The following is a 26374-nucleotide window of genomic DNA, read 5'->3' on the forward strand; positions in this document are numbered from 1 at the left end:
GAGATGGACGGCCGTCGACGTAACCCGTATGAACTGACCGAGGAGACCCCGGTCTACGTCATCTCGGTGGCGGCCCAGCTCTCCGGACTCCACCCGCAGACACTGCGCCAGTACGACCGCCTGGGCCTGGTCTCCCCCGACCGCACCGCCGGCCGGGGCCGCCGCTACTCGGCCCGCGACATCGAGCTGCTCCGCCAGGTGCAGCAGCTGTCGCAGGACGAGGGCATCAACCTGGCCGGCATCAAGCGGATCATCGAACTGGAGAACCAGGTCGCCGCCCTCCAGTCCCGCGTCGCGGAACTGGAAGCGGCCCTGGACGGCGCGGCGGCCACCATGCGCCAGCGCGAGGCCGCCGTCCACGCCTCCTACCGCCGCGACCTGGTCCCGTACCAGGAGGTCCAGCAGACCAGCGCGCTGGTCGTGTGGCGACCGAAGCGGCAGCAGACGGACTGACTCGAGTGGAACAGGACGAGGGGCCGCCGGGAAGTGATCCCGCCGGCCCCTTCGTCGTGCCCAGGGGCGAGGCAGGCGCTCTGAGCGACCCGAACCGACTCAGTCCAGCTGCTCCGTCACGCCGTCCGGGTGCACCAGCAGCCGGATGGCGCCCCCGTACCGGTTGTCGTTGATCGTCGCCGGGGTGGGGGCGCCGAGCTGCTGGGCCCGTTGCTGGAGGATCGACAGGATGACCTCCTGGATGTCGCCGTAGGGCGGGGCGGTGACCGGGACGCCGTCGATCAGCCCGGCGTTGGGGGAGAAGACGTGCACCTGGGCGTCGGTGCCCGGGGTGGGAGCAGGGGGCGTCGGTTCGGTCATCGGGATCCTCGCAGAGTGCCGTCGGTCGTAAGGGGCGGGTCAGGACAGGGGGTCCTCGGCCCGCTGGTAGGTGCCGCGTGAGACGCGTTCCAGGCGGCCCGACTTCACCAGGGCGGACAGGACGTTGCTGATGGTCTTCGACGGGTCGCCGTAGACGCCGGGCGGCAGCGCGCGCTGGATGTCGCGGGCGGAGAACGGTCCCGGGAAGGCCGCCACCGCGCGTTCCACCGCCGCGCGGATGCTGGGCACGGTGGCGGGACGGCGGCGCTGCTCCGGGACGGCCGCCGTGCCGGTGCCATGGGTGACGGGGCCGTCCGGGGCCGGGTGCGGAAGGTGGGTGTGGAGCCGGTGCAGGGCCCCGCGGATGGTCGCGAGCCCGTCGTCGGCGCCGTCCCCGGTCGCGGCCAGCATGGTCGCCACCGTCTCGATGTTGCCGAGGCTCACGGCCAGCTCGCGCAGCAGCGGGTTGATCACGTCCCGGCGCAGCGCGGCCACCGGGTCCTTGGTGGCGAGTTCCACCGAGACCGACCCGCCGAGCAGACGGGGTCCGGGCGCGGAGTCGTCGGCGGGCTCCGGGACGAGGGCGGTGACGGCGGCGCTCACGGCGCGGATCTCGCCGAGCGCCTCCGGACGGACGTCGCTGCCGGGCAGGCAGGCCAGCATCGCGACGAACTGCTCCAGGCTGGCCAGCGCGGGCAGGGTCGCGCGCACCAGCGGGCCGAGCAGGGCCTGTCGTACGGCCTGGGCGGGATCCTCGTACGAGAAGGGGGTCCGCTCCCCGGCCCCGGCCGCTGCCATGTGCTCGTTCCCGCTTTCCGTGTGCCACCCGGTCGGCCCGGGGTCTGCTGTGCTGAGGGTGGGTAGGGGGTGCTCCGGCTCCTCGGGGCCGTGCGGTGGCTCGTCCTGGAGGAGGTCGAAGGCGTCGAGGATCTGCTCCAGGCTGGGCAGGCCCTGGTCGGAGGGGCGGGGACGAATCGTTTCGGCGGTGCGGGAGCGCAGCCGGGCCAGCCGTCGGGCCTGGTCGTCGGCGCCCTCGGCGACCCGCGTCGGCAGGTCGCCCGAGGCGTCCCCGATGCCGAGGGCGCGGCGCATCCGGCGGCGGTCCTCGGGGGTGGTGGCCGCCGCGTAGCCGTAGGGCTCGGCGTAGGCCACCGCGTCCTGGAGGCACTCCGCCCACAGCGGGCAGGAGGCACACAGGTCACGGGCGGTGCGCAGCAGGACGAGATGCTGGCGCCGCTGTTCGGGCGTGGTGCCGGGAACCCCGGCGGAGTCCGGGGCGTTCTCCAGCAGCGGGTGCTGGAAGACGTCCGGACGGCGGCGGCAGGGCAGTGCCGCGTCAGGTATGTACGCCTCCCGATGCCGTTCGCGCACGCGAGGCGCGGGCAGTGCGGGCAGCGTCGTTCGACGTGCCAGGCGCATGTGTGAAGTCCCCCGTGGTGATCCTTGAGCGTTGGGGACTCTAAAGCACCTGTCAAAACGGCTGCAACGCATGTGCAAACCGCGTACAGAGCTGAGACAGTGACGCGACGAAACGTTCACAGCGGTGTCAACCACCACTGCCTCTACGTACCCTGATGCGCCGTTTGCCGGTAAGCGCCCTCTTGCGCACCCGTGTGAGCAGTGCCTTCGCTGTACCGCCGCGCAGCGCCAGCACCGCGAGGAGGCCGACGAACCCGATCGGGACGCCGGCCTGCGGCGCGAACATTCCGATGACGGAGGCGACGACGAGGACCGCATCCGCGAGTACGACCGTCACCCCGCGTCGTCCCGGGTGCTCCTTCACCATCCACGCACCGAGCAGCGCCATCCCGGCGAGCGCCCAGTAGCCGAAGACGGCCTGGCCGGTGAGGACGGCACTCGCGGCGCCGCGCGCGCTCTCACCGGCGGCGGAAAGATAACCCGCCACCGCGGCCGTCAGAATGGTCGAACCCAGGGCCAGCAGCAGCTGCCCCCGGCGACGCAGCAGCCAGACGATCGCGCCGAGCACCAGCAGGGTGCACACCGTGATGAAGGAGGAGCCGCTCTGGGCCGCGATGGCGACCAGTGTGTAGGCGGCGGCCAGGCCGAAGACGATGCGGGGCAGCAGACGGACGGCCCAGGTGTCGTTCTTGTCCTGGCGGAGGAAGCGGCGCAGACCTGACAGCGGCGTCGTACTCATCCCAACTCAGCTCCTGTGTTCTGCTGCTCCAGACCCGGGGCCGGGGGTGCCGGTGAGGTCGCGGCGTCGTAGGAAGCGGCTTTCATGGGTACGGGCTTGGGGCGGAATCCGAGCTGCCACAGCGGGACGGAGACCGTCGGCGCGGCCGTCTGTTCCGGGACCTGATGCTTGGTCTCGGTGACCTCGGTGACCTCGGTGACCTCGGTGACCTCGCTTTCCGCGGTGACCTCGGTGACTTCCGTGATCTCAGCGTTCGGCGGGGCCGCCTCCGCCTCGGTCGTCTGTTCTGCGGTCTGCTCTGCGGTCTGTTCGGCCGACTGTTCCGCAGTCTGCTCGGATGTCTGCTCGGTCGAACGTTCAGCCGCTTCCCGCGCCTTCTTCTCAGCCGCGCGTTCGGCGCGCTCGTTCGCCACCGAGGTGAACTCCGCCTCCACGGCGGCCCTGCGCTGCTCGGGGTCCTGGTCCGGGTACGTCTCAGGGTCGATGTAGTGAGCCGCCGTAGGGTCGTTGAACTGGAGCTGGGCACGGGCCGCGTTGCTGCCGAGCTCGGTCCGCGTCTGCTCCGGCCAGGTAACCGGCGCCTCGTAGGCGAAGTTGATGCCGTCCAGGCCGACATCGGGATTTGCGTGCAGGGTGGGCAGCTCACGCTTGTAGAGGATGGAACGGGTGTCGGCGTACTGGGCGAAGACGACGACCGGACCCTTCGCCTCGGCGGCGTAGGTCTCGGAGATGGTGCCCCAGCACTCGCGGGTCCAGTCGATGGTGAAGCCCTTTTCGGCTCCGCCGAGAGCCTCGAGCACCTCCGATTCCCACAGGTACATGGCGTTGAGCGCGCGGCCACCCGCGGTGGTTTCCAGTGTCTGGGCCGAACCGGGGCTCGTCCCGTTCTGGATCTGGGCCCAGGCTTCGGCGATGTACCGGTTGTCGAGGAAGTGCTGGTCCCAGCTGTTGAGGGGCGCGTCGGGGTGCTCGATGCCGTACGACCAGAGGGCGCTGGTGGGGGAAGTCCCCTCGGGCGCCCTGACCCCCTCGGAGTTCTTGGTCAGGGCCTCGATGTACTCCTTGACCTGCATACCCTTGGCGGCGGCCTCCGCCCGCAGGCGCTTGGCTATGGCCTTGCTGCCCTTGGGAGAGCGGGCGTCCGCGGCGCGTTTGGCCTCCTCGTTGGCGAGCTGTACGGCGAGGGTTTCCACGTCCTCCGGAATCAGCGGTGTGCTCACATCGCCTCCAGCTCAACCGGGCGCGGACGGAAGGTCACGGACATGTTCGCGGCGCCGTCCCATTCGGCGTGTGCAGTTCCCACCGCGAGGGCGACGGCCATGACGACGAGCGGTCCCGTGCCCGACCGGGGCAGCCAGTAGGCAAGACGGTACGGGTCCCGCTCATCGAGGCGGTCCTCCGGATCGGCGAGCTCGAGGCCACCGAGCGTGTCGGGAAAGTCCTCGGCCTCCCAGGTCCCCTCCCACGTCGGTTCCCCCAGCACGGAGCAGGCCGCCGTCAGGTAGAGCGGCCACGCCCGGTCGGCCGTCTCCAGCACCGTGGGGTTGTCCTCGGCCTTCTCGGCCCCGGCTCCCCACACCCAGTGGCTGACCGAGTCCACGGGTGCCCAGCGGCCTCCCGAGGCGTTGAGGACGAGTTCGCCGCCGGTGTCGGTGCGTACCTGAAGGACGCGTTCGAAGCTCAGCGGCGTCCATGCGTGCTGGGCGCACCAAAGGTCCAGGCCCTGGCCCGGCAGGGGCGGGCCGGCCCAGACGATCGGCCAGTCCACGTCGGCGAGTCCCCGCAGCTCGGTCACCAGCTCCTGAGGAGTGCGGTCCGCGCGTCCTGTTGTCAGCCCCATGGTCAGTCTCTCGTCTCGTCGTTCGTCACAGCAGCCAGCCGGGGCCGTCGCCCTCGGAGCCGGCCGGACCGTGGCAGGTCAGGGAGATCGTTGCACTGCCGGGCCCCCAGTTCGTCGCCGTGCCTGCGGAGAGGCGCGCCTTCAGCGCGAACAGAGGCGCTCCCGGTGTACGAAACGACCAGATCGCCAGTCGATAGGGATCCCGGTGTTCCGCCCGCCATTCCGCGTCGCCCCAGTAGCCGGTGCCGGGCGGGTCGGGGAAGCCGGCCGTGTCCCAGTCGCCGGACCAGGTGGGCGCGCCCAGTGTCGCCTGTGTGGCAGCGAGATAGGCGGGCCAGCGCTGGGCCGCGAGGGCGGTCACGGCACCGTTCTCCGCCGTCCCGTTGGCGCGTACCGACCACAGGGCGTGCTCGATCCGGGTGACGGGACGGCCGGGGGCGGCCGAGGCCAGGTGCAGACGGCCGCCCGGTGCCGTGCGGACCCATTGCCCGGCCTGGAACCACAGCGGGCGCCAGCCGAACCCGGCGCACCAGGAGGCCCGCTTCCCGGCGTCCTTCGGGACCCCCGCCCACACGGTGGGCCAGTACACCTCGATGAGGCGTTCCAGTTCCGCGACCAGCTGCTCAGGCGAACGGTCGGCGGTCAGGGCGGGCATCGGGCTGCTCCTTCTCGGTGGTGGCGGCGGGGCGGGCTACTGGGTGCGGCCGCGCGGGTCGCGGGGGTCGCGGGGCGGCGGCATGTGCGGCGCGGACGGCGGCTCGGGCGCCGGGGGGCGCGGAGCGGGCGGCTGGGGCCGGGGCGCTGCCGGCTGCGGCCGGGGTGCCGGCGGCTGGGGCTGCGGCTGCGGCTGGGGAGCCGGGGCCGGGGCGGCCGGCTGCTGGGCCGGGGCCTGGCGCGGCTCCGGTGCCGTGGTCTGCTGGGGCGCCTTTCCGGCCGTGGAGGCGCTGATCCGGCCGCTGGGCCGGCGGGTGGCCGGCTTCTCCAGGTTCGGTGGCGCGGCCGGCGGCTGCTCCATGGCGTCCTCGTAGTTCTTCTGGACCGTCTTCGCCTTCTGGTACGCCGCCTTGCGCTGCTCCCGCTTGGACTGGCCCAGCACGCCCCAGCTCTGGAGCTTCTCGCGGCCCTTGCCCTTGATGGCCGTCCGGTCGACGGCCCAGGACACTCCCCTGGCGGTGGACCCCGCCACCCGGCCACCGGCGCGCGCCGCTCCGGCGGCGGCAGCGGGGGCCGTGATTCCCGCCTTGCTCGCGACGGCGTTCGCGGTGTCCCGGATACCCAGCATGTCCTCGCCGCCCGCGATCTGCGGGGTGAAGTTACCGGCGAGCAGCTTCTTCAGCATCATCACGACGGCGATGGTGACGAGGAGGAGCATCAGCAACTGCGTGCCGAGGGCGACCTTCGCGGGCAGGATCATCTGGTACAGCACGAGCAGCACGGTGAGGATGACGCCGAAGCCCGCGCGGAGCACAAAGCTGTGGATGAACGTCTCCAGCCAGCTCTTCAGGAGCTTCTGCTGGGACGGGTGGATGCCCAGGGTCGCCACCAGCGGCAGCAGCATGACCAGGATCAGGGTGACGGCGTGCCACAGGAGGGTCAGGGCGCTGAGCACGATGACCATCACACCGACGATGAAGGCAGCCACGAGGGAGTAGAAGGCCAGGCCGACACGTTCGGAGGAGTTCTGGCCGGCCCAGTCGCTGAAGCCGACCGGATACTTCGCCTTGTCCGGGTTCTTCGCGCCGTTGGCGATATCGATGCGGATTTGCTGCCAGTCGTGGAACTTCGCGGCAGCCAGATCCTTGTTGATATTGATGAACGGTCCGTATGTGCCGGCCCATGGGTTGGGATTTTTGTTCTCCTTGCGGTGGCCGTCGACATTGGTCACCGACTGGGCCGCGGCCTGTGCCACGCGGAGGTCCGCACAGCGGACCCCCTCGCCCCAATAGCAGGCCGGCGCAGCTTGGCCGGCGTTGAGTTGGCAGGCTCCGTTCTGTTCGACATGGCCAGTGCCCTTCGGAAGGATGCAGTTGGCGCCAATCTCACCGAACTGGCCCATGGCCCAGGGGCGGAAGGCGAGCGTGTCGTACATGGCGCAGCTCGACAGCCGCATGCCCACCGCACCCGATTCGCCCTTGCCGTTGTTCGGAAGGTCGCACGGGCTCTGCATCTGGCCGGAGGCGCCGGCCAGGACCGTCGAGGCCAGCGCGGAGTTGGCCTCGGCTATCCATTTGTCGGAACTGGACACGAACTTGTCGTAGTTCTGCCCGGTGAGGAACGCCATGACGGCGATGACGGACACGACCGTCCAGGTGATGCCCGCCCACACCTCACGCATGTCGCCCTTGCGCCACTTGGTGAACACCCAGAGACCGACCAGAAGGATCATGGTCGGAACGGCGGGTGCCAGCACATTGTCGTGCAGGGTGGTCACGACATTGTTCCGGCCGGCGTACAGACCGGAGAAGGGGCTCGGGTTGGAGGCCATCTCCTTGATGGAGATGGCGAACCGGGTGAGCGTCTTCGTGCCGTCGAAGACCGCGTTCGCGATGCCGTCGTTGACATACGCCATGACCTGGCAGTCGTCGGCGCCACTGCCCCACGAGCCGTTCCACTCGGAGGCGTCACCCTTGCCCTTGAACGTCATGGACCAGTTGAGGCCGCGCATGCCGTCCAGCTCGTAAAGCGTGTAGTGCTTGGCGTCGGCCTCCTCCACCGCGAAGGCGCCCCTGACCATGCCGGTTTCGTCACCGAGGTTCTTGGCGCCGCCTCCGTTCTGCCACTGCGCGACCGCGGGCATGATGCCCTCGCCGTTGGTGCCGGGCGAGTCCAGCTGGTAACTCTCGTCGCCGGTGAAGTCGCAGGCGAAGTCCGCGTACGCCGACGAGGGCACGGCGAGGGTGAGCGCCGTCAGCGTCAGAGCCACGAAGAGGAGGGCGCGGACGACCACACCTGCCTTGCCTAGGGCGCGGTGCAGCGCGGTGCGCGAGGGCATCTTTGATCCTTCGGGACGCGGGGACAGGGAGGGAAGCGGAACGGGCGCAGGATCAGCTGGGGACGTAGTTGGTCAGGACGCACCCGTCGACGAGCGCGGGCCGCGAGGTGTAGCCGCTGGGGACCTTGAGGTCGGGCCAGCAGTTCAGGGCCAGCAGGTCCGTCTTGAGGAGCGGGTTGTCCTGGAGGGAGGCGGACGGATCGACGGCGAAGTTGTCGCCGACGAGGAACGTGCCACGGCGCGCCACGTTGTCCCATCCGCCGTCCCGCGCCGACGCGCGCACGTCGTCCCGGTACGCCCGCTGGAACGCCTTCATGTCCTTGGTCAGGTAGATGACCCAGCCTCCGGCGTCGGAGTTGTCCTTCCCGCAGGCCGCGCCCTCCTTCACCGACCACTGGGCCGCATCCTTCTTGGCCTGCGCACTGCGGTCCGCGCTGTCCCAGCCGTCGTAGTGGTACGTCGGGCTGATGAAGCCCTCTGCCGGCGCCCCCGGCGCGCCGAGCGGGTCGTTGCTGAGGTCGTTGCAGGGCAGACCCGCCTTGGTGATGAACTGCTGCACGTCCTGCACGGTCTTGGCGCTGGGCAGAGCGTGGTCGTCGGAACCGCTGCCGCAGCCGGTCAGCGACGCCAGCAGCGCCGCGGAAGCGGCTGCGGGGATCAGGGTTTTCAGCGAGCGCATGATGCTTGTGATCCTTCGGGTCGGGGGGTTCACACGGCCGCCGGTTCCACAGCGGCGGCAGCCTGCTGCGCCGGGTCCTCCTCCGCCTCCTGGAGGAAGGTCCACTGCCACACGCTCTGCGGCGGGTCGATGCCCTGGCGGGCCGGGCGGGTGGTGCCGTTGGTGTCCGTGGCGGCGAGGATCTCCTTGAAGACCAGGTCGACGGCGACCGTGCCGACCCGCTTGTCGGCGTCCCGCTGGAGGCAGACACCGGTGCGCAGCTCCTGGAGGGCGGCGATCACCTTCGGGTCGTCCTCGGGGCGGCCGAGCAGCGGGGCGACCAGGGACGCCTCCTGGGCCGACTTCTGCTTGAACGCGAACACCGTGTGGATCTGGTTGGCGCCACCGCTGCGCGCCTCGGAGTCCTCGATCTGCACCAGGTCGATGGCCTGCTGGGTGATGAGCACGGTGACGGCCAGGTAGGAGCGGCCCTGCTTGAGCGCGCGGCGCATCAGGTCGCGGCCGGCCTCGGTGGCGGTGACGACGTACGCCTCGTCGACGAAGAGCGCCTTGGGGCGCAGGCCGACCTCGCCGGTGACCGGGTTCTTCTCGTAGCCGACGTCCAGCATCTGGCTGCCCAGCTCCACGACCGCCATCAGCGCGGTGGCGGCGAGGCGCTCGGCCGGGTTCCAGTTGCGCGGGTCGGAGGCCGCGGGGGACTGGAAACCGCGCAGGGTGATGACCGTACGGCGCTTGCGCATGCTGCTCAGCGGCTTCGGCTCGGCCGCGAACGCGAGCCGGGCGTAGGGCAGGGTGCGCAGCTCGGTCAGCAGCATCTGGGCGAGCTTGAGGTCCTTGGCGGCCTCGCGGTCACCGGTCGAGACCGCGTGGTCGTACGACTCCACGACCTCGTCGACCACCTGCCACAGGGTCGGGCGCGGTACCTGCTGCTCGGCGTCGCGGGCGGACAGGCCCTGCTCGACGGCCTGGCGAATGGCGGAGTTGTAGCGGCCGACCACGGCCGCCATCGCCTCGATGACGGGCAGCCGGACCCGCTGGTAGTCCTCGTCGCCGAGGAAGCCGCGCAGCATCGACTCGGCCAGCAGCCGGCCGGAGGGGACGTCGCGGGCGATGACCCAGGGGTCGAGGACGCCGGCCTGGCCCTTGAGCAGGTCGACGACCTCGGTCTCCGCCCAGAACTCCCGGTTGAGGGGCTGGAAGCGGCTGTCCGGGGTGCCGAGGATGCCCGCCTCGGCGTCGGAGGCGAAGGCGGGGTCGTTCACCTGGGAGCCGAAGGCCAGGTAGTAGCACAGCTGGGCGAAGTCGGTCTTGGGGTCGATGACCAGGCAGCGGACGCCCGACTCCGACTCCTCGTAGAACTTCTGGAGCGCCAGCGAGGACTTGCCACCGCCGGACGCGCCGACGATGGCGAGGCCACCGCCGTCGTTGCGGGCCGGGCCCACGTGCAGCGAGTAGTGGACCGGCATCTTGCCCGCCCAGCCGACCAGGTTGCCGACCCAGCCCAGGCGCTTGCCGGAGCGGGTCTCCGGGTTGTCGCCCAGCTCGGTGCCGGCGGTGGGCAGCCCGGCGCCGAGCTGCTCGACCTCCTGGAGCCGGATGTACGGCGCGATCGGCAGCTTGGGCGCGTCCCCGGGGAGCTGCGCCTGGAGCAGCCGCCACTGCATCCGGGTCGGGCGCAGCAGCGTGACCTTCAGGTCCTGCTTGAACTGCATCTCCAGCACGCGCCGGCGCCGCTCCAGCTCCTTCACGTCCGGTGCCGAGATGGTGAAGCGGATCTGCGCCTCCATGCCCGGCATCTTGTGCTCCTCGATGTCGTCGACGAGCTCCTGGGCACGGGTGACCTGGTTGGCCAGCTTGGTGTCCGGGGTGCGGCCGGAGTTGGCCATGTCGTTCATCTCGTCCACGAGGTTGCCGCGGATCTTGTCGGCGCGGTCCTTGAACTTCGGGTACGGGATGAGCGTGAACCGCATGTCGATCTCGACGGGGAAGTCGACGTGCTGCGCGGCGTAGCGGGCCCAGGCCGTGGACTGGCGGAAGCGGGTCTCCGCGGGCCAGTTGGCGGCGACCAGGGTGGTGGTGTAGCTGGTCTGACGTTCGCCGGTGACCTCGTCGTACTGGTGCAGCACGATGTGCGTCTTGCGGTTCTCGCCGGAGAAGTCGACGACCAGGTCGAACTGGTCCGGTCCCCAGGCGCGCGAGCCGAGCACCGGCTCCGGCGGCACCGGCAGATCGCCGTGCAGCGGCTTGCGGATCAGCCAGACCAGTTCCTCGCGGGTCAGCGGGGTGCCCTTGAGGTTCTCCAGGCTCTCGTGCACCTCGACGGCGACCTGCGTCCACTCGGCGATGACCGACGGGGACAGGTGCTCGTCGGCGACGCCCGTCGCGGTGGCCGCCGCGCGGTCGGCGGTGCTGCGCACACCCCGGAGCAGTCCGGGCTCGTCGTACGGCTCGTCGTCCTTGCCGAGCACGCCGGTGGAGCCGCTGGTGCGCTTGAGCGAGCCCAGCTTCACCAGCAGGATGTTCCGCTCCCGCTTGGCGCCGATCCGCTCCTGGTACTCGGCCTTGCGCAGGTTGTACGCCTTGTAGTTCTCGGTCGGGTCCCAGGCGATCGCGTTCAGCTCCTCCGCCCAGGTCAGCGCGGTGATCGGCTGGTACACCTTGCGGTAGTGGCACTCGACGTTGCGGTCACCGCGGGCCAGGTTGAGCAGACCGCGGGCCGGGCCCTCGGCCATCGCCTGGAGTTCGGTGCTGTTCAGGTACTCGTCGATGGCGTTGGGCAGCACCAGGCCGGTCCACACCGAGTCGCCGTGCACGAAGATCATGTCGTCGGCGTAGCGGTAGGGCAGCCGGAGGTCCTCGCGGCGGGCGGACGCGGCCCCGGACGACGAGGAGGACGGGCGGGAACGGTTCCCGGCGGAACCGCCGTTGCCGTTCTGCTTCTTCTTGCTCGACGAGGACGCCATGATCATGGCGACCACGAAGAAGGCGACGGCGCCGCCCAGGAGGATCAGCATGAACATGGGGTCACCTAGCGGTAGTAGACGTGGATCGGTCGGTCAGGAGCGGGCGGAGAACGGGGTGCCGCGCTCGGCGGCGGCCTGGCGGGCGGCGTCGTAGCGGGCCTGCCAGCGCGGCGAGCCGGGAGTCCAGAGGATCACCTGCCAGTGCAGCTCCTCCGGCTCCCGGTCCGCGGCCAGGCCCTGCAACCGCTTGGGCTGCCACCACCAGTCGGCCCACACCACCAGCTGCTGGCTGAGGGTGAGCGCCGAGGGCAGGGGCCGGCCCCAGACGAAGTAGATGGCGATCGGCGGCCCGAAGTACAGCGGCGACGTCAGGAACGACATGCCGAGGAAGGGCACGAACGCCGCCAGCGAGAACAGGGCGACCAGCCAGAGCAGCCCGAAGCCGAAGGCCGCGCCCAGGGCGGGCAGCAGCAGGCCGGGCAGCGGGATGTTGCCCCAGTTCCAGATGCGCTTGGGCCGGTTGACCAGGTCGGTGTGGTCGTACGCGACCAGCGGTTCCGGAGCGTCCTGGTTCATCGGTGCGAACTCCCGTGTGTGCCGTGGCTGCTGTCTCTGCTCTTGGTCTGCCGAGCGTCCGCCGGCTAGGACGGGCTATGTCGGGCGGCGGACCGGTCAGCCCTTGGTGCTGCCCCCGATCTGGTCGCCGAGGCTGATGAGCAGACCGGCGAGGCCGGTGGCGCCACCGATGATCAGTGCGGCGAGGGCGATCAGACCGAAGCCCTGGAAGGCCTCGCGCATACCGTCACCGCGCTTCATGGACATGAGCATGCGGATGCCCAGGATGAGGAGGGCGATGACGGCGACCATGGTGCCGGCGTCACGGAGGATCCCCTCGATCGAGGTGAACATGTTGTCGAGTTCGTTGTTGCCGTTGGCAGCCAGGTACATGGTGATTCCTCTCGGATGCTGACGTGGTGGTTCTGGGAACGGGTGGCGGAACGGCGTCAGTGCGCGGCGTTCCGCTTGCCCTTCGAAGACTGGACGGTGGTGCCGGAGGGCGACGGGGACGGTGAGCCGGAGGCCGACGGCTCGCCGCTGGGGGAGTCGGAGGAGTCCGCGGAGTCGCTCTGGCCGTCGTCGGCCCGGCCGCCCTGGGGATCGAGCATGCCGCCGTGGATGTCCTTGATGAACCAGCCCTGAGCGGTGTTCACCACGGTCATCCGGTAGGCGCGGCGCACTGTCTGGCCCTTGGTGTCGCCCCACTCGACGACGACCCGCAACTGGACTTCCTGCCCGTCCGGGTAGGTGTACGGGTCGGTGTGCTGCACATTGCCGGGCACAAGGGCGTCGACGTCGGTGACGTTCGGGTTGGAGAGCCGCCCGGCCAGTCCGGAGGTGGCTGCGAGGGTGGCGCCGGGTGCGGTGAAGCGGGCCATGGCCGTGCTGTCCGAGGCGCCCCAGGCAGTGAAGTAGCCGGGCAGTACCTGCTGCTTGAGCTGGGCGGCCAGCTTGTCGTCCACGACCTCGTGGTTCCGGTTGACCTCCGGCGCGTCGGCGCGGGCGGGCAGCGGCATCTGGCCCACGTCACCGGCGACGCGCATGCCCTCGCCGGACTTCAGGTCCTTGACGTAGACCGGGACGGTCAGCTCGGTCAGCGTGCCGTCCGCGGTGCGCACCTGGACTCCCAGGTAGCGGCCGTGGTCGCCGTACTCGGGCAGGTCCTCGATGGTGCCGTCCCAGACGGCGGAGACGGCTGTGCTGGTTCCCTGTCCGTTCCATCCGCACTCTGGGTCGACGCCGGCGGAAGCGTAGTGGGCGAGCTTGTCGCGCCGGTCGGAGTCCTTCTCGGGGGAGTACGTGAGGCACAGCAGCGCGTACTGCTCCGCGAAGGTCGCGGCCTGCTGGACCGGGAAGTCCGTGAGCCGGTACCGGGCGGCGTCGGACTGGTCCAGGGCGGCGTTCGTGGTCCGGGCGGACACGCCCACCATCAGGCCCATGACGCCGCACGAGCCGAGGGCCAGTACACAGGTGGTGACCAGGAGCGTGGCGCGCAGGGCGACATGGGTACGGCGTCCGCCGGAACCGCCGGAGGGAATACGGCCGCCGGGCTTGGGGACGTCGAAGGCGCGGGCGGGCGTGGGGGCCGCCGCCTCGGTGGCGGAGGCCTTGTCCGCGGAGGCGGACATGGAAGCGGACGCAGGTGCGGAAGCCGAGGGGGAGGCGGAGGAGGAGGTGGCGGCGGCCGGGGCGGTCGTCTGCGCGGGCGCGGAAGACACGGCGGCGTGTGCGGGTGCAGGTGCGTAAGGCTGCGGCTGCGCCTGAACGGGGACGGCCGGCGCCTGAGCCGATGTCGGAGCCGGGGCGGCCGGTGCCTTCGCGCCGCCGTTCTTGCGCCCCTGCTTCGCCGCCTTCTTCTGCTCGTACGCCGCCTTGCGGGCCGCGCGCTCCCGGTCCCGCTTCTCCTTCTTCGACTCGGTCCGCGGGGTGGTCTCGCGCGGCGGCAGCGCCGGTACGGTGGCCTGGCTGGCCCGCGGCTGGCTGCGCACCCAGGCGGCGGCCACCTGCGCCCGGGCAGCGTCCGAGGCCATCGGCTGGGGCTGGGGCTGGGGCTGGGGCTGCTGGGGCTGGGCCTGCGGGGCCTGCTGCCCCTGCGCCGGCCATGCCGCTTGCGGGGCCTGGGCCTGCTGCGGGGCGTGCGGAGCACCGAAGGACCCGGGCTGCCCGGAAGGCTGGCCTGCGCCGACCGCGCCAGCAGAGCTGTTCTGGTCTGTCATCGAGTCGGTTACTCCAGCGAGTCGGTTCCCCGTCTGCCTGGCGGGCGCGACCGCGCCGTACGACGGGCCCTGGACCGGCCAGGTGCGCTGGCAGTGTGACAAAGACACGTCCACCGGGCCGGGGAGGAATTCCCGGCGGGAGGGGGCGAATTCCCGACAGGCGGTGACGTGGGAAACCAGCCAGGAAAACTGGTGGGGGCGACGGGAAGGCCGATGGTGGTCCGAGCGCGCGCTCGGACCACAATGCGCGGGGCAGGTCCGGGTGGCGTGCCCCACGCATCACACACGGATCCCACGGCCCCGGCGAAGGACGAGAGTTGACCGACCAGAACGGGTACCCGCAATCCCCCGACCCGCGCACCTGGGCCGACGCCCCGCAGACGCCTGCGGCAGCACAGCAGCCGGCGGTCCCGCACGTGCCGGTCGTGCCGCAGGCGCTCCAGGCGTCCCGGGCGTGGGTCGACGGCTATGAGCCCGGTGACCCGTGGCAGGCCCGCCTGTGCCTGGAGACTCCCTACGGCACGGTCGCCTATCCACTCACCCCGAACACCATTCCCGACCTGCTGGAGCCGATGGTCCTGGTGGCCCAGGAGCAGCAGGGGCTGCCGGTGGGACTGGACGCGGAACCGGAGCCGGAGGAGGAGACGGCCAAGGGGCCGGACGAGATGGCCGAGGACAGGGCCGCCCGTCTCCAGAGCGGCCGCGCGGCCCGGCTGACCGGCTGGGCGGTGGTGCACGACCTGTGGGAGCGGGAGGACCCGACGGCCCGGATCGTGATGGGCGCCATCGTGGTGGTGCTGTTGCTGCTCGGTATCGTCCTGACCTGATCGCCCGGGTATCCGCGTGGTCGACGAAACGGGAGGAGCGCCATGCTGACGGAGAAGACGGGCCGTTCACCGCAGGATCTGGCGGCCGAGTTGGCGGCGCTGTCCGGCCTGGACTGGCCGTGGGTCTGGGCGGGCCCGCCGCAGGGCGGCTCGCCGGCGTTCCGCGAGTGGTGTGCGCGGTACGCCTGGGAGCCCGAGAACGCCGAGGGGAACCTGATCGTACGGACCGCCGCAGGCGGTCGGCTGACCTTCGGCTCCGGCGGGCAGTGGAACCCCGTGGACCGGCTCGACCATGTCGCCTGGGACCTGGCGGCAGCGACCCCCGCGGACAACGAGCAGGTCATCGGCGCGGCCGCGGACGCATGGGCGCGGTACCTGGACGCCGCCGCCGGCGTGCTCGGCGCACCCCTGTGGACCGGTCCCTGGGACGCCCCGGACTTCCCGGAGCCCCCGCACGGCAGTTACTGGCCGAGCCGTGACTTCCGGCTCCGGAGCCGGCGCCCCTACCGGTTCGCCTACTGGCGGCCCGGCGCCGACGGGCCCTTCGTCGTCCTCGACCAGTCCGTGTCATTTCCCACCTGGGGCCAGGCCGCGCCCGGAGGGTCCATGATCTGGCTGACGGTGCACCGGCCCGTCGACGGCGGGAGTGACCGGCCGTGAACGAGGCGGCACCCCCCTCCCAGGGCGAGATACAGCGGGCCATGGCACTGGAGGAGGAGCACCAGAGCCGACGGCCCCGCACTCCGGAGCAGGGCGCGGAGACCGCCCTGCGCATCTACCAGGACTGGCAGGCCCAGATCGAGGCCGCACAGGCCGATCCCCAGGGCCGGCCCGCGGCCCCGGACCTGCTGTCCTACATCAAGGGCGTCGCGGCCGAGGACTCGGTGACCCGGGCGGACCGCGGTGAGGTGCGGGCCTTCTGGTCCTGGCGGTCGCAGCCGGAGGGGGCGCCGCGCGAGGTGGGCCACCGTTACCTCGCCCAGGCCTGCGGCGAGTCCCGGGGCATGCAGGTGCTGGAGGATACCCCGGCCGGCCGCAAGCTGGACTCCTACTGGCTGTTCGAGGGGCCGGTGCGGCAGGCGCTGGCCCAGGACTTCCAGGTGGACGCCGCCCAGCTGGAGGAGACGTCCAACCAGGTGTGGAAGACGGTCTCCGGCCGCTACGCCGAGGCGGCGACCGGCCCGGTGGTGGCGTTCACGGCCGACATCGGCCGGGACTCGGTCCTGGGCGCCGACGAACTGCCCCGGCTGCTGGCCCACGAGAAGGTCGGCAAGGAGAACATCGAGTTCCCGATCGACATGCCCCGGCACGAGCAACTGCCGCGGGAGATCGACGAACTGATCGGCGACAAGACCCTGCGCTCGCAGTGGCGGATGGAGGACATCGACCCGACGGCGTCCACGCCCAAGGACTTCGCGCAGAAGCTGGCCGGGATGGACGTTCCCGAGCGGCTGAAGGAGACCCACGCGGCCGCCCTGGGACGGCTCGGTGCGGCGAACTCCTACGAGGAGCTGAACGCCCCCGCCCCGCAGCGGGAGCAGCGGACGCCGGTGATGCGGAACGAGTTCCTTCCCGGGGTGAAGATCCGGCCGGTCGCGATGCCCGCCGCCGCGCGTGCTCCGGCCTCCCAGCACGGTGTCATCAACCCGGCCGCGGCCCTCACCCTGCCGCCTCCCGCAGCCGTACAGCAGCCCACAGGAGTGGAGCGATGACCACACCCGCCGAACAGGCCGAGGAAGAGCCGCAGTTCTACTTCCCGGACGTGTACGCCTTCGTCTCCGACTACCTCGCCCAGATGATCCGCCGCCGGGTCAACGGCTCCTCGACCACCTGGTGCCCCAGCTGGTGGGAGCACCCGGAGGCGGGCGCGCGGCTGTCCGCGCTGTGGCTGGCCTGGGAGCATCTGCGCCAGGACCCGGCGCTCGGGATGTCCACGTGGTGGCTGCACCACGCCGACCCGCATCTGCGGGTCCTCATGGATCCCGACGGCGGCCCGTTCGCGGCCTGTTCGCCGAAGGGCGGCCATACGGCGTACCCGTTCGACCCGCTGCCGGTGGACCCGCGCCCGGCCTGATCCGGTCCTCGCCCTGACCGGGGACTTGCCCTGATCGGGGACTTGCCCGGAGGCCGTCCCCGGGTTTCCTGGCTTTCCGTCCTGCTTTCCCGGGGTTTTCCCGTGGGGAATTCCCCGCACCCCCGCCGCTCCGCCGCCACCTACCGTGTCCCGGTCATCCCCCGTAACGCCGGTCGGATCAGGACAAGGGAGACGCGGAGACGTGGAGTTGCCTGCGGAGAACAAGCGCGCGGCACTGCTGGCCCTTGCGGTGCTCGGCGTCCTGCTGGTCGCCGTGCTCGCTGTGTTGACCTTTTTCAGCGGGGACAACGAGGAGACGAGCGGCAGCAGCGGAACGACGCCTTCGGCCTCCGCCCCGGCGGACCAGGGGGACGGCAGCACGAGTGGCAGTGCCGGCCGGCCGGGTGCGCCCGCAGCCACCCCGATCGTCTCGCTGGCCGAACTCGCCAAGGCCCATGCGGTCATGACCCAGTACATGGCCGGCCTGAACACCTATGACCACAACAGCAGCACGGCGTCATGGAGCCCGCCCCTGCTCGAGCTGACCACCGGCGAGCTTCAGATGAAGCAGTTGACCGCTCTGCCGAGCGGGAAGACCTGGGCCGAGTGCAAGGCCGGGAGCTGCTCGTCGAAGGGCACCGCGGTGGTGGAGCGGGACGCCGTGATCTCGGACGACCTGGTACGGGGGAGCGGCCGTACCATCTCCAGCCTGGTGAAGGTGACCACCACGCGCGTCACCTCCGGCAAGTCCACCACCGAGTCCACCGAGTGGCTGGTGTCCGCAAAGGAGAACGGCGGGCAGTGGCTCGTCAATGGGTTCAACATCTTCGGGCTCGGTGACGTCGGCGCCTCCGACGAGTCGGGGGAGTGAGTCCGGCATGGTGGCACCCGCCGTACTCGTGGCCGCCCAGAAGGCCGCCAAGGCTGCCAAGAAGGCCAAGCAGTCCGCTCAGCGCCGACAAGGGGTTGCCGGCGGATCCGGCGGTGGGAAGAAGGACAACGGCTTCAAGATCTGGATGATCCTCGGCGGCGGTGGCGGCCTTGCCGCTGTGTCCGTCATCTTCCTCGTGCTGCTGCTCATCGGCGGCATGGTCGGCGGCGTGGGCAACGGGGCGACGAACGCCGCCTGTTCCGACTACGGCGACAACGCCAACGCGGGCAACACCGGTGACGCGGCAGCCACCAATCCGATCATGCCGGCCGGCAAGATGTACATGCCGAGCGACACCGCCCGGGCCGAGGTACCGCCGCGGATGATCCTGGCTGCCATGCGCGCCGCCGCCCGCTACGACGGCCTCGACTGGACCCTCATCGCCGGGCAGATGTACCAGGAGACCAAGTACGGCCAGGACCCCTCGGCCGCGCCGGGCGGCGCCAACTCCCTCGGCTACATGGGCATCCTCCAGTTCGGCCACCCCGCCTGGAGCGAGTACGGCGCGGACGGCAACAACGACGGCAAGAAGGACCTGTACAACGTCGACGACGCGGCCTGGGGCGCGGCCAACTACCTGCACGCCCTGCACGCCGAGGCGCACCCCTGGCAGGCGCTGCTGTCCTACTCGGGTTCCACCGCCTCCAACACCGTCTACCCACGCGTCGTCCTCACTCAGGCCGCCCGCTACCGCGGTGTGCTCACCGGTGACAAGGACCTGATCGAGCGCTGGTACGCGCACCTGAAGGCCACCATCGACAAGAACCCGTCCTTCCCGACCCTGGGCCAGAGGGCGGACATTCCCGAGCCGGTCGACAACAACGCCCAGCCGGACCAAGCGCTCAAGATCGCCGCCAGCACGCCCCGCTCCTGGTCGACCCCGCCGCTGGCCGACAGCGGTGCCACGACCACGACGGCCATGGCCCCGGCGGCCTATTCCACCGATGTGCTCCCGGCTTCCACCGATGTCCTCCCGGCTTCCACCGGTGTTCTCCCGGCCGCCTTCCCGCAGGCCAAGCAGCCTTCCACCGGCGGCAAGGACTGGCAGTGGCCGATGAAGGAGGGCACCTACACCCTCGGCACGCCCTACCACCAGCGCGGCAACATGTGGAGCCTCGGCTACCACACCGGCCAGGACCTGGTGGCGTCCGCCGGCACCCCGATCTACGCCCCCGCCGACGGCAAGGTCGTGCACGCGGGCCCGGGCGGCGCGTACGGCAACATGACCGAGCTGGAGCACGACGGCGGCGTCATCACGCTCTACGCCCACCAGACCACCATCAAGGTGTCCATGGGCCAGTCCGTCAAGCGCGGCGACCTGATCGGCACGGTCGGCTCCACCGGCAATGTCACCGGCCCCCATCTGCACTGGGAGGTCCGGGTCCCCGGTGTCGACAACCCGTTCGTCGCGGGCCAGGACCAGGGGCCGGGCATGGTCGACCCGGTGGAGTGGATGAAGGGCCGGATCACGGCCAACCCGGACTACGGCACCGTGCCCGGGGGCTCCGACAACGGCAACGGCTCCGGCAAGAGCCGTGACGGCCAGTACGCCGACTGTGCCGCGGGCGGCAGTGGGGCGAACGTCCCGCCGGACGGCGCCGGCGCCTCCGGGGTCATCCCGGACGCCGACGACCCGGTCATCCGGGCGGTCCTCGGCTGGGCCCAGCGCGGCATCGGCGTGCCCTACGTGTACGGCGCCCCGCGCCTCCAGGGCCAGAACCCGACCAGCTTCGACTGCTCCAGCTTCACGGAGTGGGCGTACTACATGGCCAGCGGCGGGAAGATCGACATCGGCAGCACGACGTACGACCAGCAGCCGTACCTCAGCAAGTACGAGGTGCCGCTGGACAAGGCGCAGCCCGGTGACGTGATCTTCTTCCACCCGGAGGGCGGCGGCCGCTCCGGTCACGTCGGCCTGGTCTGGGACCCCAAGGGCCACACGATCATCCACGCTCCGCGGCCCGGCAAGACGGTCGAGTTCAGCAAGTGGGACTACCAGGCCCAGATCACCGGCGTGTACCGGGTGCCGATCCCCCAGGGCACCGACCCCGTGGAGACCAACGGCAACGGCAAGGAAAAGGGAGCCTGAGTGGTGGCCGAAAACGTCACCACTGACGGCGGAAGCTTCCTGGCCGGCCGCGACCTCTTCGTCTTCGCACCCCAGAAAGGATCCCGCGGGTGACCGCAGAACAGCAGAAGAAGCCCCGCGCCGAGGACGACTGGACGATGGAGATCGTCCTGCTCATCGCGATCGTGCTGCTGGCCGTCGGCGGTGCCTGGCTGGCCGCCAAGCTGGGCGCGTCCTTCGACCACGCCCCCGAACCGCCCGGCAACCCGCTGTCGTTCCTGGTGGCGATGGTCAAGGGCGACTACCGCTGGCCCGGTTCGGCGGCCAGCGCGGTCGCGGCCGGTGAGGCCGTGCTGCTCGGTGTCGTCCTGCTGGCCGGCTACCGGATCCGGCAGCGGCTGCGGAACAAGCCCGATGTGGACGGCGCCGCCCAGCACCTGGCCAAGGGCGAGGAGCTGGGCAAGCTGACGATGAAGGGCGCGGCGGCCACCGCCGAGCGGCTCGGCGTGCAGGCGAAGACGCCGGGCGTGTTCATCGGCCGCTCGGTCAAGGGCCGCCAGCCGCTGTTCGGTTCGTACGAGGACATGCACGTCGACATCTGGGGGCCGCGCACCGGTAAGACCACGCGGCGGGCGATCCCGGCGATCCTGGACGGCCCGGGCGCGGTGCTCGTCACCTCCAACAAGCGGGACATCGTGGACGCCACCCGCGGCCCGCGCGCCGCGCGCGGCCCGGTGTGGGTGTTCGACCCGCAGCAGGTCGCGGCGGAGGCGCCGAGCTGGTGGTGGAACCCGCTGTCGTACGTCACCGACGTCGCCAAGGCCCGCAAGATGGCCGACCACTTCGCGTCCGGGTCGCGGGACGCGAACGCCTCCACCGACGCCTTCTTCGACCCGGCCGGCCAGGACCTGCTGGCCAACCTGCTGCTCGCGGCCGCCTGCGCCAAGGCGCCCATCACGCAGATCTACACCTGGCTGTCCAACCCCAAGGACGACACCCCGGAGCGGATCCTGCGCTCGGCCGGGCACACCATGGCCGCCGACGGGCTGAACGGTGTCATCACCGCCCCCGACAAGCAGCGCAGCGGTATCTACGGCGTGGCCCAGCAGATGGCGTCCTGCCTGATCAACCCCGAGGTCAACCGCTGGGTGACGCCGCCCGCGGATCCGCGCGCCCCGGAGTTCGACCCGCACGCCTTCGTGCGCACCGGCGGCACCCTGTACTCGCTGTCCCGTGAGGGGCGCGACTCGGCCGGTCCGCTGGTGACGGCGCTGACCGTGGCCGTCGTCGAGGCCGCGGAGGAGTACGCCACCACCCAGCGCGGCGGCCGGCTCCCGCTGCCCCTGGTGGGCGTGCTGGACGAGGCCGCCAACGTGTGCCGCTGGCGCTCCCTGCCCGACCTGTACTCGCACTACGGCTCGCGCGGCATCATCCTGATGACGATCCTCCAGTCCTGGGCGCAGGGCATCGAGGTGTGGGGCGAGCGCGGCATGGAGAAGCTGTGGTCCGCGGCGAACGTCCGGGTGTACGGCGGCGGTGTCTCCGACACCCGCTTCCTGGGCGACCTCAGCGAGCTGGCGGGCGAGTTCGAACTGCGCGAGTACCAGACCAGCCGGGAGTCGGAGTCCTACGGCTGGTCCGGCAACCGCACGGTCAGCGAGTCGGTCCGCCGTGAGCGGGTGCTCCAGGTCTCCGACCTCGGCGCCATGCCCCCCGGCCGCGCCCTGGTCCTCGCCTCCGGCACCAAGCCGGTGCTGGTCGAGACGATCCCCTGGTGGGAGGGCCCGTACGCGGCCGAGGTCCAGGCCTCCCTGCGCAAGTACGACCCGGGGGCGCGGTAACCCGTGCGCCCCTGCCCGGCCGGCCGGTGACGAGGTCTCGGCTGGCCGGGAATGTTCGGTCGCATGTGCGAGGTCGGTGTGCTCCGGTGAAGGGTCCGTAAAGGGCGTTTGAAGGCCAATTTGCGGGGGTCTCCAGGGCCTTCACGGGGGAAGCGGAGGGTGATGTTGCGCTTTCGTTAAGTGGTTCTTCTTGACGCCGGGTGGGCGCTCCGCGTTGTCTTTTCAGACACCTGGGTCGTATAGCAGCACCCACGTCCGGATCGCACCTGAAGTGAGCCCCCGAATGCGTCGTATCGCCATATCCGTGGCCGCGTCCACGATGACCCTCTCGCTGGCCGGCTGCGGCATGCTGAACGCGACCGGGGGCGGCGCGAGCGCGAGCCCCTCGAAGGGCGACGACGTCACCGTGGGGCTGCTGCTGCCGGAGAAGACCAACTCCCGCTACGACAAGTTCGACTACCCCATCATCAAGCAGAAGGTGGCCGAACTCACCCGCAAGCAGGGCAAGGTCGCCTACGAGAACGCCGCCGCGTCCCCCTCGCAGCAGGCCGAGCAGATGCAGAAGATGATCGACGACAAGGTCGACGTCATCCTGCTCGACGCCGTCGACTCGCACGCCATCGCCGGCGAGGTGAAGAAGGCCAAGGACGCGGGCATCCCGGTCATCGCGTACGACCGCCTCGCCGAGGGACCGATCGACGCCTACATCTCCTTCGACAACGAGCTGGTCGGCGAGGTGCAGGGCCGCACCCTGCTGGCGGCGATCGGCGGCGCCTCCCTGACGGACAAGATCGTCATGGTGAACGGCTCGCCGACCGACCCCAACGCCAAGCAGTTCAAGCAGGGCGCGCTGTCCGAGCTGAACGGCAAGGTGACGATCGCGGACAGCTACGACATCAAGGACTGGAAGCCGGAGAACGCCGAGGCCAAGATGACCGAGGCGATCGCCCAGATCGGCAAGGCGAACATCGCCGGTGTCTACGCCGCCAACGACGGCATGGCGAGCGGCGTCATCAAGGCCCTCAAGGCCGCCGGTGTCACCAGCATGCCGCCGATCACCGGCCAGGACGCCGAACTGGACGCCGTGCAGCGGGTCGTGGCCGGCGAGCAGTACATGAGCGTCTACAAGTCCTACCCGGACGAGGCCGAGGCCGCCGCGCAGATGGCCGTGGCCAAGGTGCAGGGCAAGGACATCCAGTTCGACGCGCTGACCCAGGACAAGGTCGACAGCCCGACGAACAAGGACATCCCGGCCAAGCTGGTCTCCGTGAGCGCGCTGACCAAGAGCACCATCAAGAACACGGTCATCGAGGACGGCATCTACACCGTCGACGAGATCTGCACCGCCAAGTACCGGGCGGCGTGCGCCACGATCGGCCTGAAGTAACACCCGCGACGCCGACCCGCCGGTGCGCCGGCTCCTCCCGTCCCGCGAGGGCTGTCCGCGAGGGCTGTCCCGCGCGGGGCGAAGCCTGGAGCGAATCGGGGCATACCGGTGCAACTCGCTGGTCCGCCCCGGACGAGCCGTGTTGCGGACCGGGTCGGCGCCGCGCATAGTTGCGCTGCGGAAGTGGCAGCACACCGGGGGTGGGATGGGCGATGGCCGGGCGCGGGACGGAGGAGCATCCACACGGCGCCGACCGGCTGTGCGCGGCCGGGGACCGTGTGTACGCGCGGGCCGTACGCCGGGGCCGGGTGCCGCGCACGGACGCCGAACCGGTGCCCTGCCTGCTGGAACTGGCCCTGCTGCACCCCGACCCCGACGACATGGACTGGCTGGTGCCCACCTCCCCGCAGGAGGTGATGACCCGGCTGCTGCGCGGGGTCTACGACGAGGTCAGCGCGAGCCAGCGACGGGTGGGCTCGGCGGTGGCCGCCTTCGACTGGTACGCGGGCCTCGGCCGGCAGCTGAACGCGGTGACCGCACCCGCCGAGGGCAGCTCCATCCGGGTCCTGGACGGGCTGTCCCGGATCCAGGCCGCGATGGACGAGGCGACCGAGGCGTGCACCACCGAGGTGCTCACCGTGCAGCCCGGCGGCATCCGGCGGGAGGCCGAGCTGACCGAGGGGCTGCACCGGGCGCTGGCGCTGCGCGGCCGCGGGGTGCACATGCGGGACCTGTACACGCATGTGGCCCGGCACGGCCAGGGCCTGCTGAACTACCTGGAGCTGATGGGTGACGCGGTCGAGGCCCGCACCCTGGACGAGGTGATCGACCGGCTGATCCTCTTCGACCGGACCGTGGCCTTCATCCCCGCCAACACCGACCGCACGATGGCCCTGGAGCTGCGCCACCCGGCCCTGGTCGGCTATCTGGTGACCGTCTTCGAGCGCCTGTGGCGGCTCGCGATCCCGCTCACCGCGCCGCTGCCCGACACCGGCATCGAGGGCATCTCGCACCGCGAGCAGTCCATCGCCGCGCTGCTCGCCGAGGGCCACCAGGACGCGGTGATCGCCGAACGCCTCGGCATCAGCGTCCGCACCTGCCGCGCGCACATCGCCCGGCTGTCGGAGACCCTGGGCGCGGCCAGCCGTACCCAACTCGGCGTCCGGATCGCCCAGGTGGGCCTGGACGGCAGCCGCCTCACCAGCCCGGACCAGCAGACGCCGAGCATCCGCTAGCCGACCCGGTCCGCTGCCGCCTCAGGGGCCGTCCCGGTCCAGGATGCCCGACTGGGCGATGAGGTAGCCCAGTTGGGCGCGGCTGCCGCTGCCGAGGGCCTGGGCGAGCTTGGCGATATGGGCGCGGCAGGTGCGGACGTTCATGCCGAGGCGGCGGGCGATGGCCTCGTCGACATGGCCCTCGACGAGGAGTTTGGCGATGGAGTGCTGGATCTCGGTGATGCCGTCGGAGTCCGTCTCGTACGGGCCGCCCGCGCTCATCGGCACGGCCCGGGCCCAGAGGTACTCGAAGACCTTCACCAGGTAGCGGACCAGGCCGGGGTGGCGCAGTTCCAGGGCGATCTTCTGGTCGTCGCGGGCGGGGATGAAGGCGACCGCGCCGTCGCAGATGATGAGCCGTTCGACCAGTTCGTCGATGGTGCGGTACTCGACCCTGCCGCCGGACAACTGGGCCGCGTAGGCCAGCTTCTCCGGGTTGTAGCGGGCGGTGTGCTGGTACAGGCTGCGGATCTTCACGCCGCGTTCGAGCAGCGGGCGGTCCCGCTCCAGCCCCTGCAACAGGCTGTGTTCGGAGAGCCGGTCGGAGGGCTGGACGGTGAGCAGTTCGGTCTGCACCTGGGCGGTGGCCAGGTTGAGCGCCGCGTTGATCCGCTCGCCGCCCTCCAGCACGGTGAGGTAGTCGCTGGAGGTGCTGGTCTCCGCGCTCAGCGCCATGAATGGCTCGAAGACACGCGCGAGTTCCAGCGACAGCTGGCGGCGGTCCGTGATCTCCTGCTCGATCGGGTTGAGCCGCCGGGCCAGGGCGATGGACGGCGGCACCGGCAGCAGCCAGGCCGGATCGTCGGGATCGGGGTGGAGCAGCGCGAACTCCATCAGGCAGGGGGCGTCCTCCGCGTCCGCGCGGGCGACGCGTCCCGCGCGCAGGGCGGTGGCGTAAAGGCGACTACCCGCGTCGCACAACTCGGCTACGCCATGGGGATGTCCCGATTTCCCCTGATTTGCTGACAAATCTCCACCCCCCAGGGTCCTGAACATGCAGGAACATGATGCACTGATTGTGTGGCCATCACGTGCCCGAATAAGCCATCGTCGTACCCGACGGGGGAAAAGGGGACCTTCAAGTGAGGACGAAGCCGACTATGCGTAACAGACTGCTTCGCTCGGTGCTCGGCGCCGCCTTTTCCGCCCTGGTTGCCCTCGGTGTGCTGAGCGGCGTGGCCGGCGTCAAGGGCGACGTTCAGGCGATCACCGAGTGGCCCACGGTAGCCGCGCACACGGCGGAAAACGGAGCCGGGAGCTGACGTGACAACTCCACCCGACGACCGTTCCTTCCGTCGTGAAATGGCCACCGCCTACCGGTCGGGCTGGCACTTCATCGATCTGGTCACCGCCATCCCCCACAGTGGTGACTCGCTGATGGTGACAGTGTTCGGTGAGCCGGTCGTCGTCACGCGGGACGAGGACGGGGACGTGCGGGCGTTCCGGTGCCTGCGCAAGCCGCGTGGTGCTCCGCAGCCGGTGCGCTGTGCCATCCGGTACGGAATGATCTTTGTGAACCTGGACCAGCGGGACCACCGGCAGTGCGAGTCGACGGACCCCGACCTGACGACCATCTCAGCCACCCCCCGCAGTGCCTGACGCGATTCCCCCGTCGTAAAAGATCGCTCAGGTGCTTCCCCCCGCAGCGGGGGGGGGGGGGGGGGGGGTGGGGGGGGGGGGGGGCCCGCACGGGGGTGTGAAGAGAGGATCTGGGGGGGGGGGTGGGGCCGCGAGGCGGGCACCACCGACCCAC

At 70.8% G+C, this 26374-nt stretch carries 25 protein-coding genes; 12 read left to right on the forward strand and 13 right to left on the reverse strand.

Translation table 11 applies throughout. The features are described from left to right. The first annotated feature begins 3 nt into the window (after positions 1–3). A complete protein-coding gene (locus ACFVIU_RS09965; protein WP_385841746.1) occupies positions 4–453 on the forward strand; it encodes a heat shock protein transcriptional repressor HspR in 450 nt (149 codons plus the stop codon). Between the two features lie 99 nt (positions 454–552). Here the strand turns inward: ACFVIU_RS09965 and ACFVIU_RS09970 are convergent, their stop codons facing one another. From ACFVIU_RS09970 to ACFVIU_RS10025, 12 genes are all read right to left on the reverse strand, one after another. Then, a complete protein-coding gene (locus ACFVIU_RS09970; protein ID WP_385841747.1) occupies positions 553–813 on the reverse strand; it encodes a hypothetical protein in 261 nt (86 codons plus the stop codon). Between the two features lie 39 nt (positions 814–852). Further along, positions 853–2232 (reverse strand): WhiB family transcriptional regulator, encoded by a 1380-nt coding sequence (locus ACFVIU_RS09975; RefSeq protein WP_385841748.1) that lies wholly within the window; start codon positions 2230–2232, stop codon positions 853–855. A gap of 127 nt (positions 2233–2359) precedes the next feature. Further along, complete coding sequence (locus tag ACFVIU_RS09980; protein WP_385841749.1) at positions 2360–2971, reverse strand: hypothetical protein; 612 nt, start codon at positions 2969–2971, stop codon at positions 2360–2362. Then, positions 2968–4191, reverse strand: a complete 1224-nt coding sequence (locus ACFVIU_RS09985; RefSeq protein ID WP_385841750.1) for a hypothetical protein — start codon at positions 4189–4191, stop codon at positions 2968–2970. Before ACFVIU_RS09985 ends, ACFVIU_RS09980 begins: the two co-directional genes overlap by 4 nt. Then, on the reverse strand, positions 4188–4811 hold the full coding sequence (locus tag ACFVIU_RS09990; RefSeq protein ID WP_385841751.1) for a hypothetical protein: 624 nt from the start codon (positions 4809–4811) through the stop codon (positions 4188–4190). The genes ACFVIU_RS09985 and ACFVIU_RS09990 overlap by 4 nt, the downstream gene beginning before the upstream one ends. Positions 4812–4836: 25 nt before the next feature. Continuing rightward, a complete protein-coding gene (locus ACFVIU_RS09995; RefSeq protein ID WP_385841752.1) occupies positions 4837–5466 on the reverse strand; it encodes a hypothetical protein in 630 nt (209 codons plus the stop codon). A gap of 36 nt (positions 5467–5502) precedes the next feature. Then, positions 5503–7803 carry a hypothetical protein gene (locus tag ACFVIU_RS10000; protein ID WP_385841753.1) on the reverse strand — a complete coding sequence of 767 codons (2301 nt, stop codon included), beginning with the start codon at positions 7801–7803 and terminating at the stop codon, positions 5503–5505. A 52-nt stretch (positions 7804–7855) separates the two neighbouring features. After that, entirely contained in the window at positions 7856–8482 is a 627-nt protein-coding gene (locus ACFVIU_RS10005; RefSeq protein WP_385841754.1) for a hypothetical protein, read from the reverse strand. Between the two features lie 29 nt (positions 8483–8511). Continuing rightward, positions 8512–11502, reverse strand: a complete 2991-nt coding sequence (locus tag ACFVIU_RS10010; protein WP_385841755.1) for an ATP-binding protein — start codon at positions 11500–11502, stop codon at positions 8512–8514. Between the two features lie 36 nt (positions 11503–11538). After that, positions 11539–12021, reverse strand: a complete 483-nt coding sequence (locus ACFVIU_RS10015; protein WP_385841756.1) for a hypothetical protein — start codon at positions 12019–12021, stop codon at positions 11539–11541. A gap of 96 nt (positions 12022–12117) precedes the next feature. Beyond that, complete coding sequence (locus ACFVIU_RS10020; RefSeq protein WP_385841757.1) at positions 12118–12393, reverse strand: TrbC/VirB2 family protein; 276 nt, start codon at positions 12391–12393, stop codon at positions 12118–12120. A 56-nt stretch (positions 12394–12449) separates the two neighbouring features. Further along, a complete protein-coding gene (locus ACFVIU_RS10025; protein ID WP_385841758.1) occupies positions 12450–14219 on the reverse strand; it encodes a conjugal transfer protein in 1770 nt (589 codons plus the stop codon). 317 nt (positions 14220–14536) lie between these two features. On the opposite strand from ACFVIU_RS10025, the gene ACFVIU_RS10030 reads away from it, so the two are divergent. From ACFVIU_RS10030 to ACFVIU_RS10070, 9 genes are all read left to right on the forward strand, one after another. Next, positions 14537–15046, forward strand: coding sequence for a hypothetical protein (locus tag ACFVIU_RS10030; RefSeq protein WP_385841759.1), 510 nt, complete (start codon positions 14537–14539; stop codon positions 15044–15046). 42 nt (positions 15047–15088) lie between these two features. Next, on the forward strand, positions 15089–15706 hold the full coding sequence (locus ACFVIU_RS10035; protein ID WP_385841760.1) for a hypothetical protein: 618 nt from the start codon (positions 15089–15091) through the stop codon (positions 15704–15706). A 41-nt stretch (positions 15707–15747) separates the two neighbouring features. After that, the gene (locus tag ACFVIU_RS10040) at positions 15748–16758 is read left to right on the forward strand and encodes a hypothetical protein (protein WP_385841761.1); all 1011 of its coding nucleotides are present in this window, start codon (positions 15748–15750) and stop codon (positions 16756–16758) included. Continuing rightward, on the forward strand, positions 16755–17120 hold the full coding sequence (locus ACFVIU_RS10045) for a DUF4913 domain-containing protein (protein ID WP_385841762.1): 366 nt from the start codon (positions 16755–16757) through the stop codon (positions 17118–17120). Before ACFVIU_RS10040 ends, ACFVIU_RS10045 begins: the two co-directional genes overlap by 4 nt. Before the next feature lie 202 nt (positions 17121–17322). Beyond that, a complete protein-coding gene (locus ACFVIU_RS10050; RefSeq protein WP_385841763.1) occupies positions 17323–17991 on the forward strand; it encodes a hypothetical protein in 669 nt (222 codons plus the stop codon). 7 nt (positions 17992–17998) lie between these two features. Further along, positions 17999–20140, forward strand: a complete 2142-nt coding sequence (locus tag ACFVIU_RS10055) for a peptidoglycan DD-metalloendopeptidase family protein (protein WP_385841764.1) — start codon at positions 17999–18001, stop codon at positions 20138–20140. An 89-nt stretch (positions 20141–20229) separates the two neighbouring features. Continuing rightward, positions 20230–21960: a type IV secretory system conjugative DNA transfer family protein gene (locus ACFVIU_RS10060; protein WP_385841765.1), complete on the forward strand. Its 1731-nt coding sequence runs from the start codon at positions 20230–20232 to the stop codon at positions 21958–21960. A 283-nt stretch (positions 21961–22243) separates the two neighbouring features. Next, positions 22244–23347, forward strand: coding sequence for a sugar ABC transporter substrate-binding protein (locus tag ACFVIU_RS10065; RefSeq protein WP_385841766.1), 1104 nt, complete (start codon positions 22244–22246; stop codon positions 23345–23347). 212 nt (positions 23348–23559) lie between these two features. Beyond that, on the forward strand, positions 23560–24582 hold the full coding sequence (locus ACFVIU_RS10070; protein ID WP_385841767.1) for a LuxR C-terminal-related transcriptional regulator: 1023 nt from the start codon (positions 23560–23562) through the stop codon (positions 24580–24582). Between the two features lie 21 nt (positions 24583–24603). Here ACFVIU_RS10070 and ACFVIU_RS10075 read toward each other — a convergent pair whose 3' ends face one another. Continuing rightward, positions 24604–25617: a helix-turn-helix transcriptional regulator gene (locus ACFVIU_RS10075; protein ID WP_385841768.1), complete on the reverse strand. Its 1014-nt coding sequence runs from the start codon at positions 25615–25617 to the stop codon at positions 24604–24606. A 104-nt stretch (positions 25618–25721) separates the two neighbouring features. Between ACFVIU_RS10075 and ACFVIU_RS10080 the strand changes: the two genes are divergently transcribed. Then, positions 25722–25883, forward strand: a complete 162-nt coding sequence (locus ACFVIU_RS10080) for a hypothetical protein (RefSeq protein WP_385841769.1) — start codon at positions 25722–25724, stop codon at positions 25881–25883. Positions 25884–25923: 40 nt separating this feature from the next. After that, on the forward strand, positions 25924–26220 hold the full coding sequence (locus ACFVIU_RS10085; RefSeq protein ID WP_385841770.1) for a (2Fe-2S)-binding protein: 297 nt from the start codon (positions 25924–25926) through the stop codon (positions 26218–26220). Positions 26221–26374 lie beyond the last annotated feature (154 nt).

This window comes from Streptomyces sp. NPDC127190 (assembly GCF_042672505.1).
Taxonomy (GTDB): Bacteria; Actinomycetota; Actinomycetes; order Streptomycetales; family Streptomycetaceae; genus Streptomyces.

Bases quoted from the DNA above. Each gene is read 5' to 3' on its own strand.
- ACFVIU_RS09965 (WP_385841746.1), top strand. From the start codon at position 4: ATGGACGGCCGTCGACGTAACCCGTATGAACTGACCGAGGAGACCCCG.
- ACFVIU_RS09970 (WP_385841747.1), bottom strand. From the start codon at position 813: ATGACCGAACCGACGCCCCCTGCTCCCACCCCGGGCACCGACGCCCAG.
- ACFVIU_RS09975 (WP_385841748.1), bottom strand. From the start codon at position 2,232: ATGCGCCTGGCACGTCGAACGACGCTGCCCGCACTGCCCGCGCCTCGC.
- ACFVIU_RS09980 (WP_385841749.1), bottom strand. From the start codon at position 2,971: ATGAGTACGACGCCGCTGTCAGGTCTGCGCCGCTTCCTCCGCCAGGAC.
- ACFVIU_RS09990 (WP_385841751.1), bottom strand. From the start codon at position 4,811: ATGGGGCTGACAACAGGACGCGCGGACCGCACTCCTCAGGAGCTGGTG.
- ACFVIU_RS09995 (WP_385841752.1), bottom strand. From the start codon at position 5,466: ATGCCCGCCCTGACCGCCGACCGTTCGCCTGAGCAGCTGGTCGCGGAA.
- ACFVIU_RS10000 (WP_385841753.1), bottom strand. From the start codon at position 7,803: ATGCCCTCGCGCACCGCGCTGCACCGCGCCCTAGGCAAGGCAGGTGTG.
- ACFVIU_RS10005 (WP_385841754.1), bottom strand. From the start codon at position 8,482: ATGCGCTCGCTGAAAACCCTGATCCCCGCAGCCGCTTCCGCGGCGCTG.
- ACFVIU_RS10010 (WP_385841755.1), bottom strand. From the start codon at position 11,502: ATGTTCATGCTGATCCTCCTGGGCGGCGCCGTCGCCTTCTTCGTGGTC.
- ACFVIU_RS10015 (WP_385841756.1), bottom strand. From the start codon at position 12,021: ATGAACCAGGACGCTCCGGAACCGCTGGTCGCGTACGACCACACCGAC.
- ACFVIU_RS10020 (WP_385841757.1), bottom strand. From the start codon at position 12,393: ATGTACCTGGCTGCCAACGGCAACAACGAACTCGACAACATGTTCACC.
- ACFVIU_RS10025 (WP_385841758.1), bottom strand. From the start codon at position 14,219: ATGACAGACCAGAACAGCTCTGCTGGCGCGGTCGGCGCAGGCCAGCCT.
- ACFVIU_RS10035 (WP_385841760.1), top strand. From the start codon at position 15,089: ATGCTGACGGAGAAGACGGGCCGTTCACCGCAGGATCTGGCGGCCGAG.
- ACFVIU_RS10040 (WP_385841761.1), top strand. From the start codon at position 15,748: ATGGCACTGGAGGAGGAGCACCAGAGCCGACGGCCCCGCACTCCGGAG.
- ACFVIU_RS10045 (WP_385841762.1), top strand. From the start codon at position 16,755: ATGACCACACCCGCCGAACAGGCCGAGGAAGAGCCGCAGTTCTACTTC.
- ACFVIU_RS10055 (WP_385841764.1), top strand. From the start codon at position 17,999: ATGGTGGCACCCGCCGTACTCGTGGCCGCCCAGAAGGCCGCCAAGGCT.
- ACFVIU_RS10065 (WP_385841766.1), top strand. From the start codon at position 22,244: ATGCGTCGTATCGCCATATCCGTGGCCGCGTCCACGATGACCCTCTCG.
- ACFVIU_RS10070 (WP_385841767.1), top strand. From the start codon at position 23,560: ATGGCCGGGCGCGGGACGGAGGAGCATCCACACGGCGCCGACCGGCTG.
- ACFVIU_RS10075 (WP_385841768.1), bottom strand. From the start codon at position 25,617: ATGTTCAGGACCCTGGGGGGTGGAGATTTGTCAGCAAATCAGGGGAAA.
- ACFVIU_RS10080 (WP_385841769.1), top strand. From the start codon at position 25,722: ATGCGTAACAGACTGCTTCGCTCGGTGCTCGGCGCCGCCTTTTCCGCC.
- ACFVIU_RS10085 (WP_385841770.1), top strand. From the start codon at position 25,924: ATGGCCACCGCCTACCGGTCGGGCTGGCACTTCATCGATCTGGTCACC.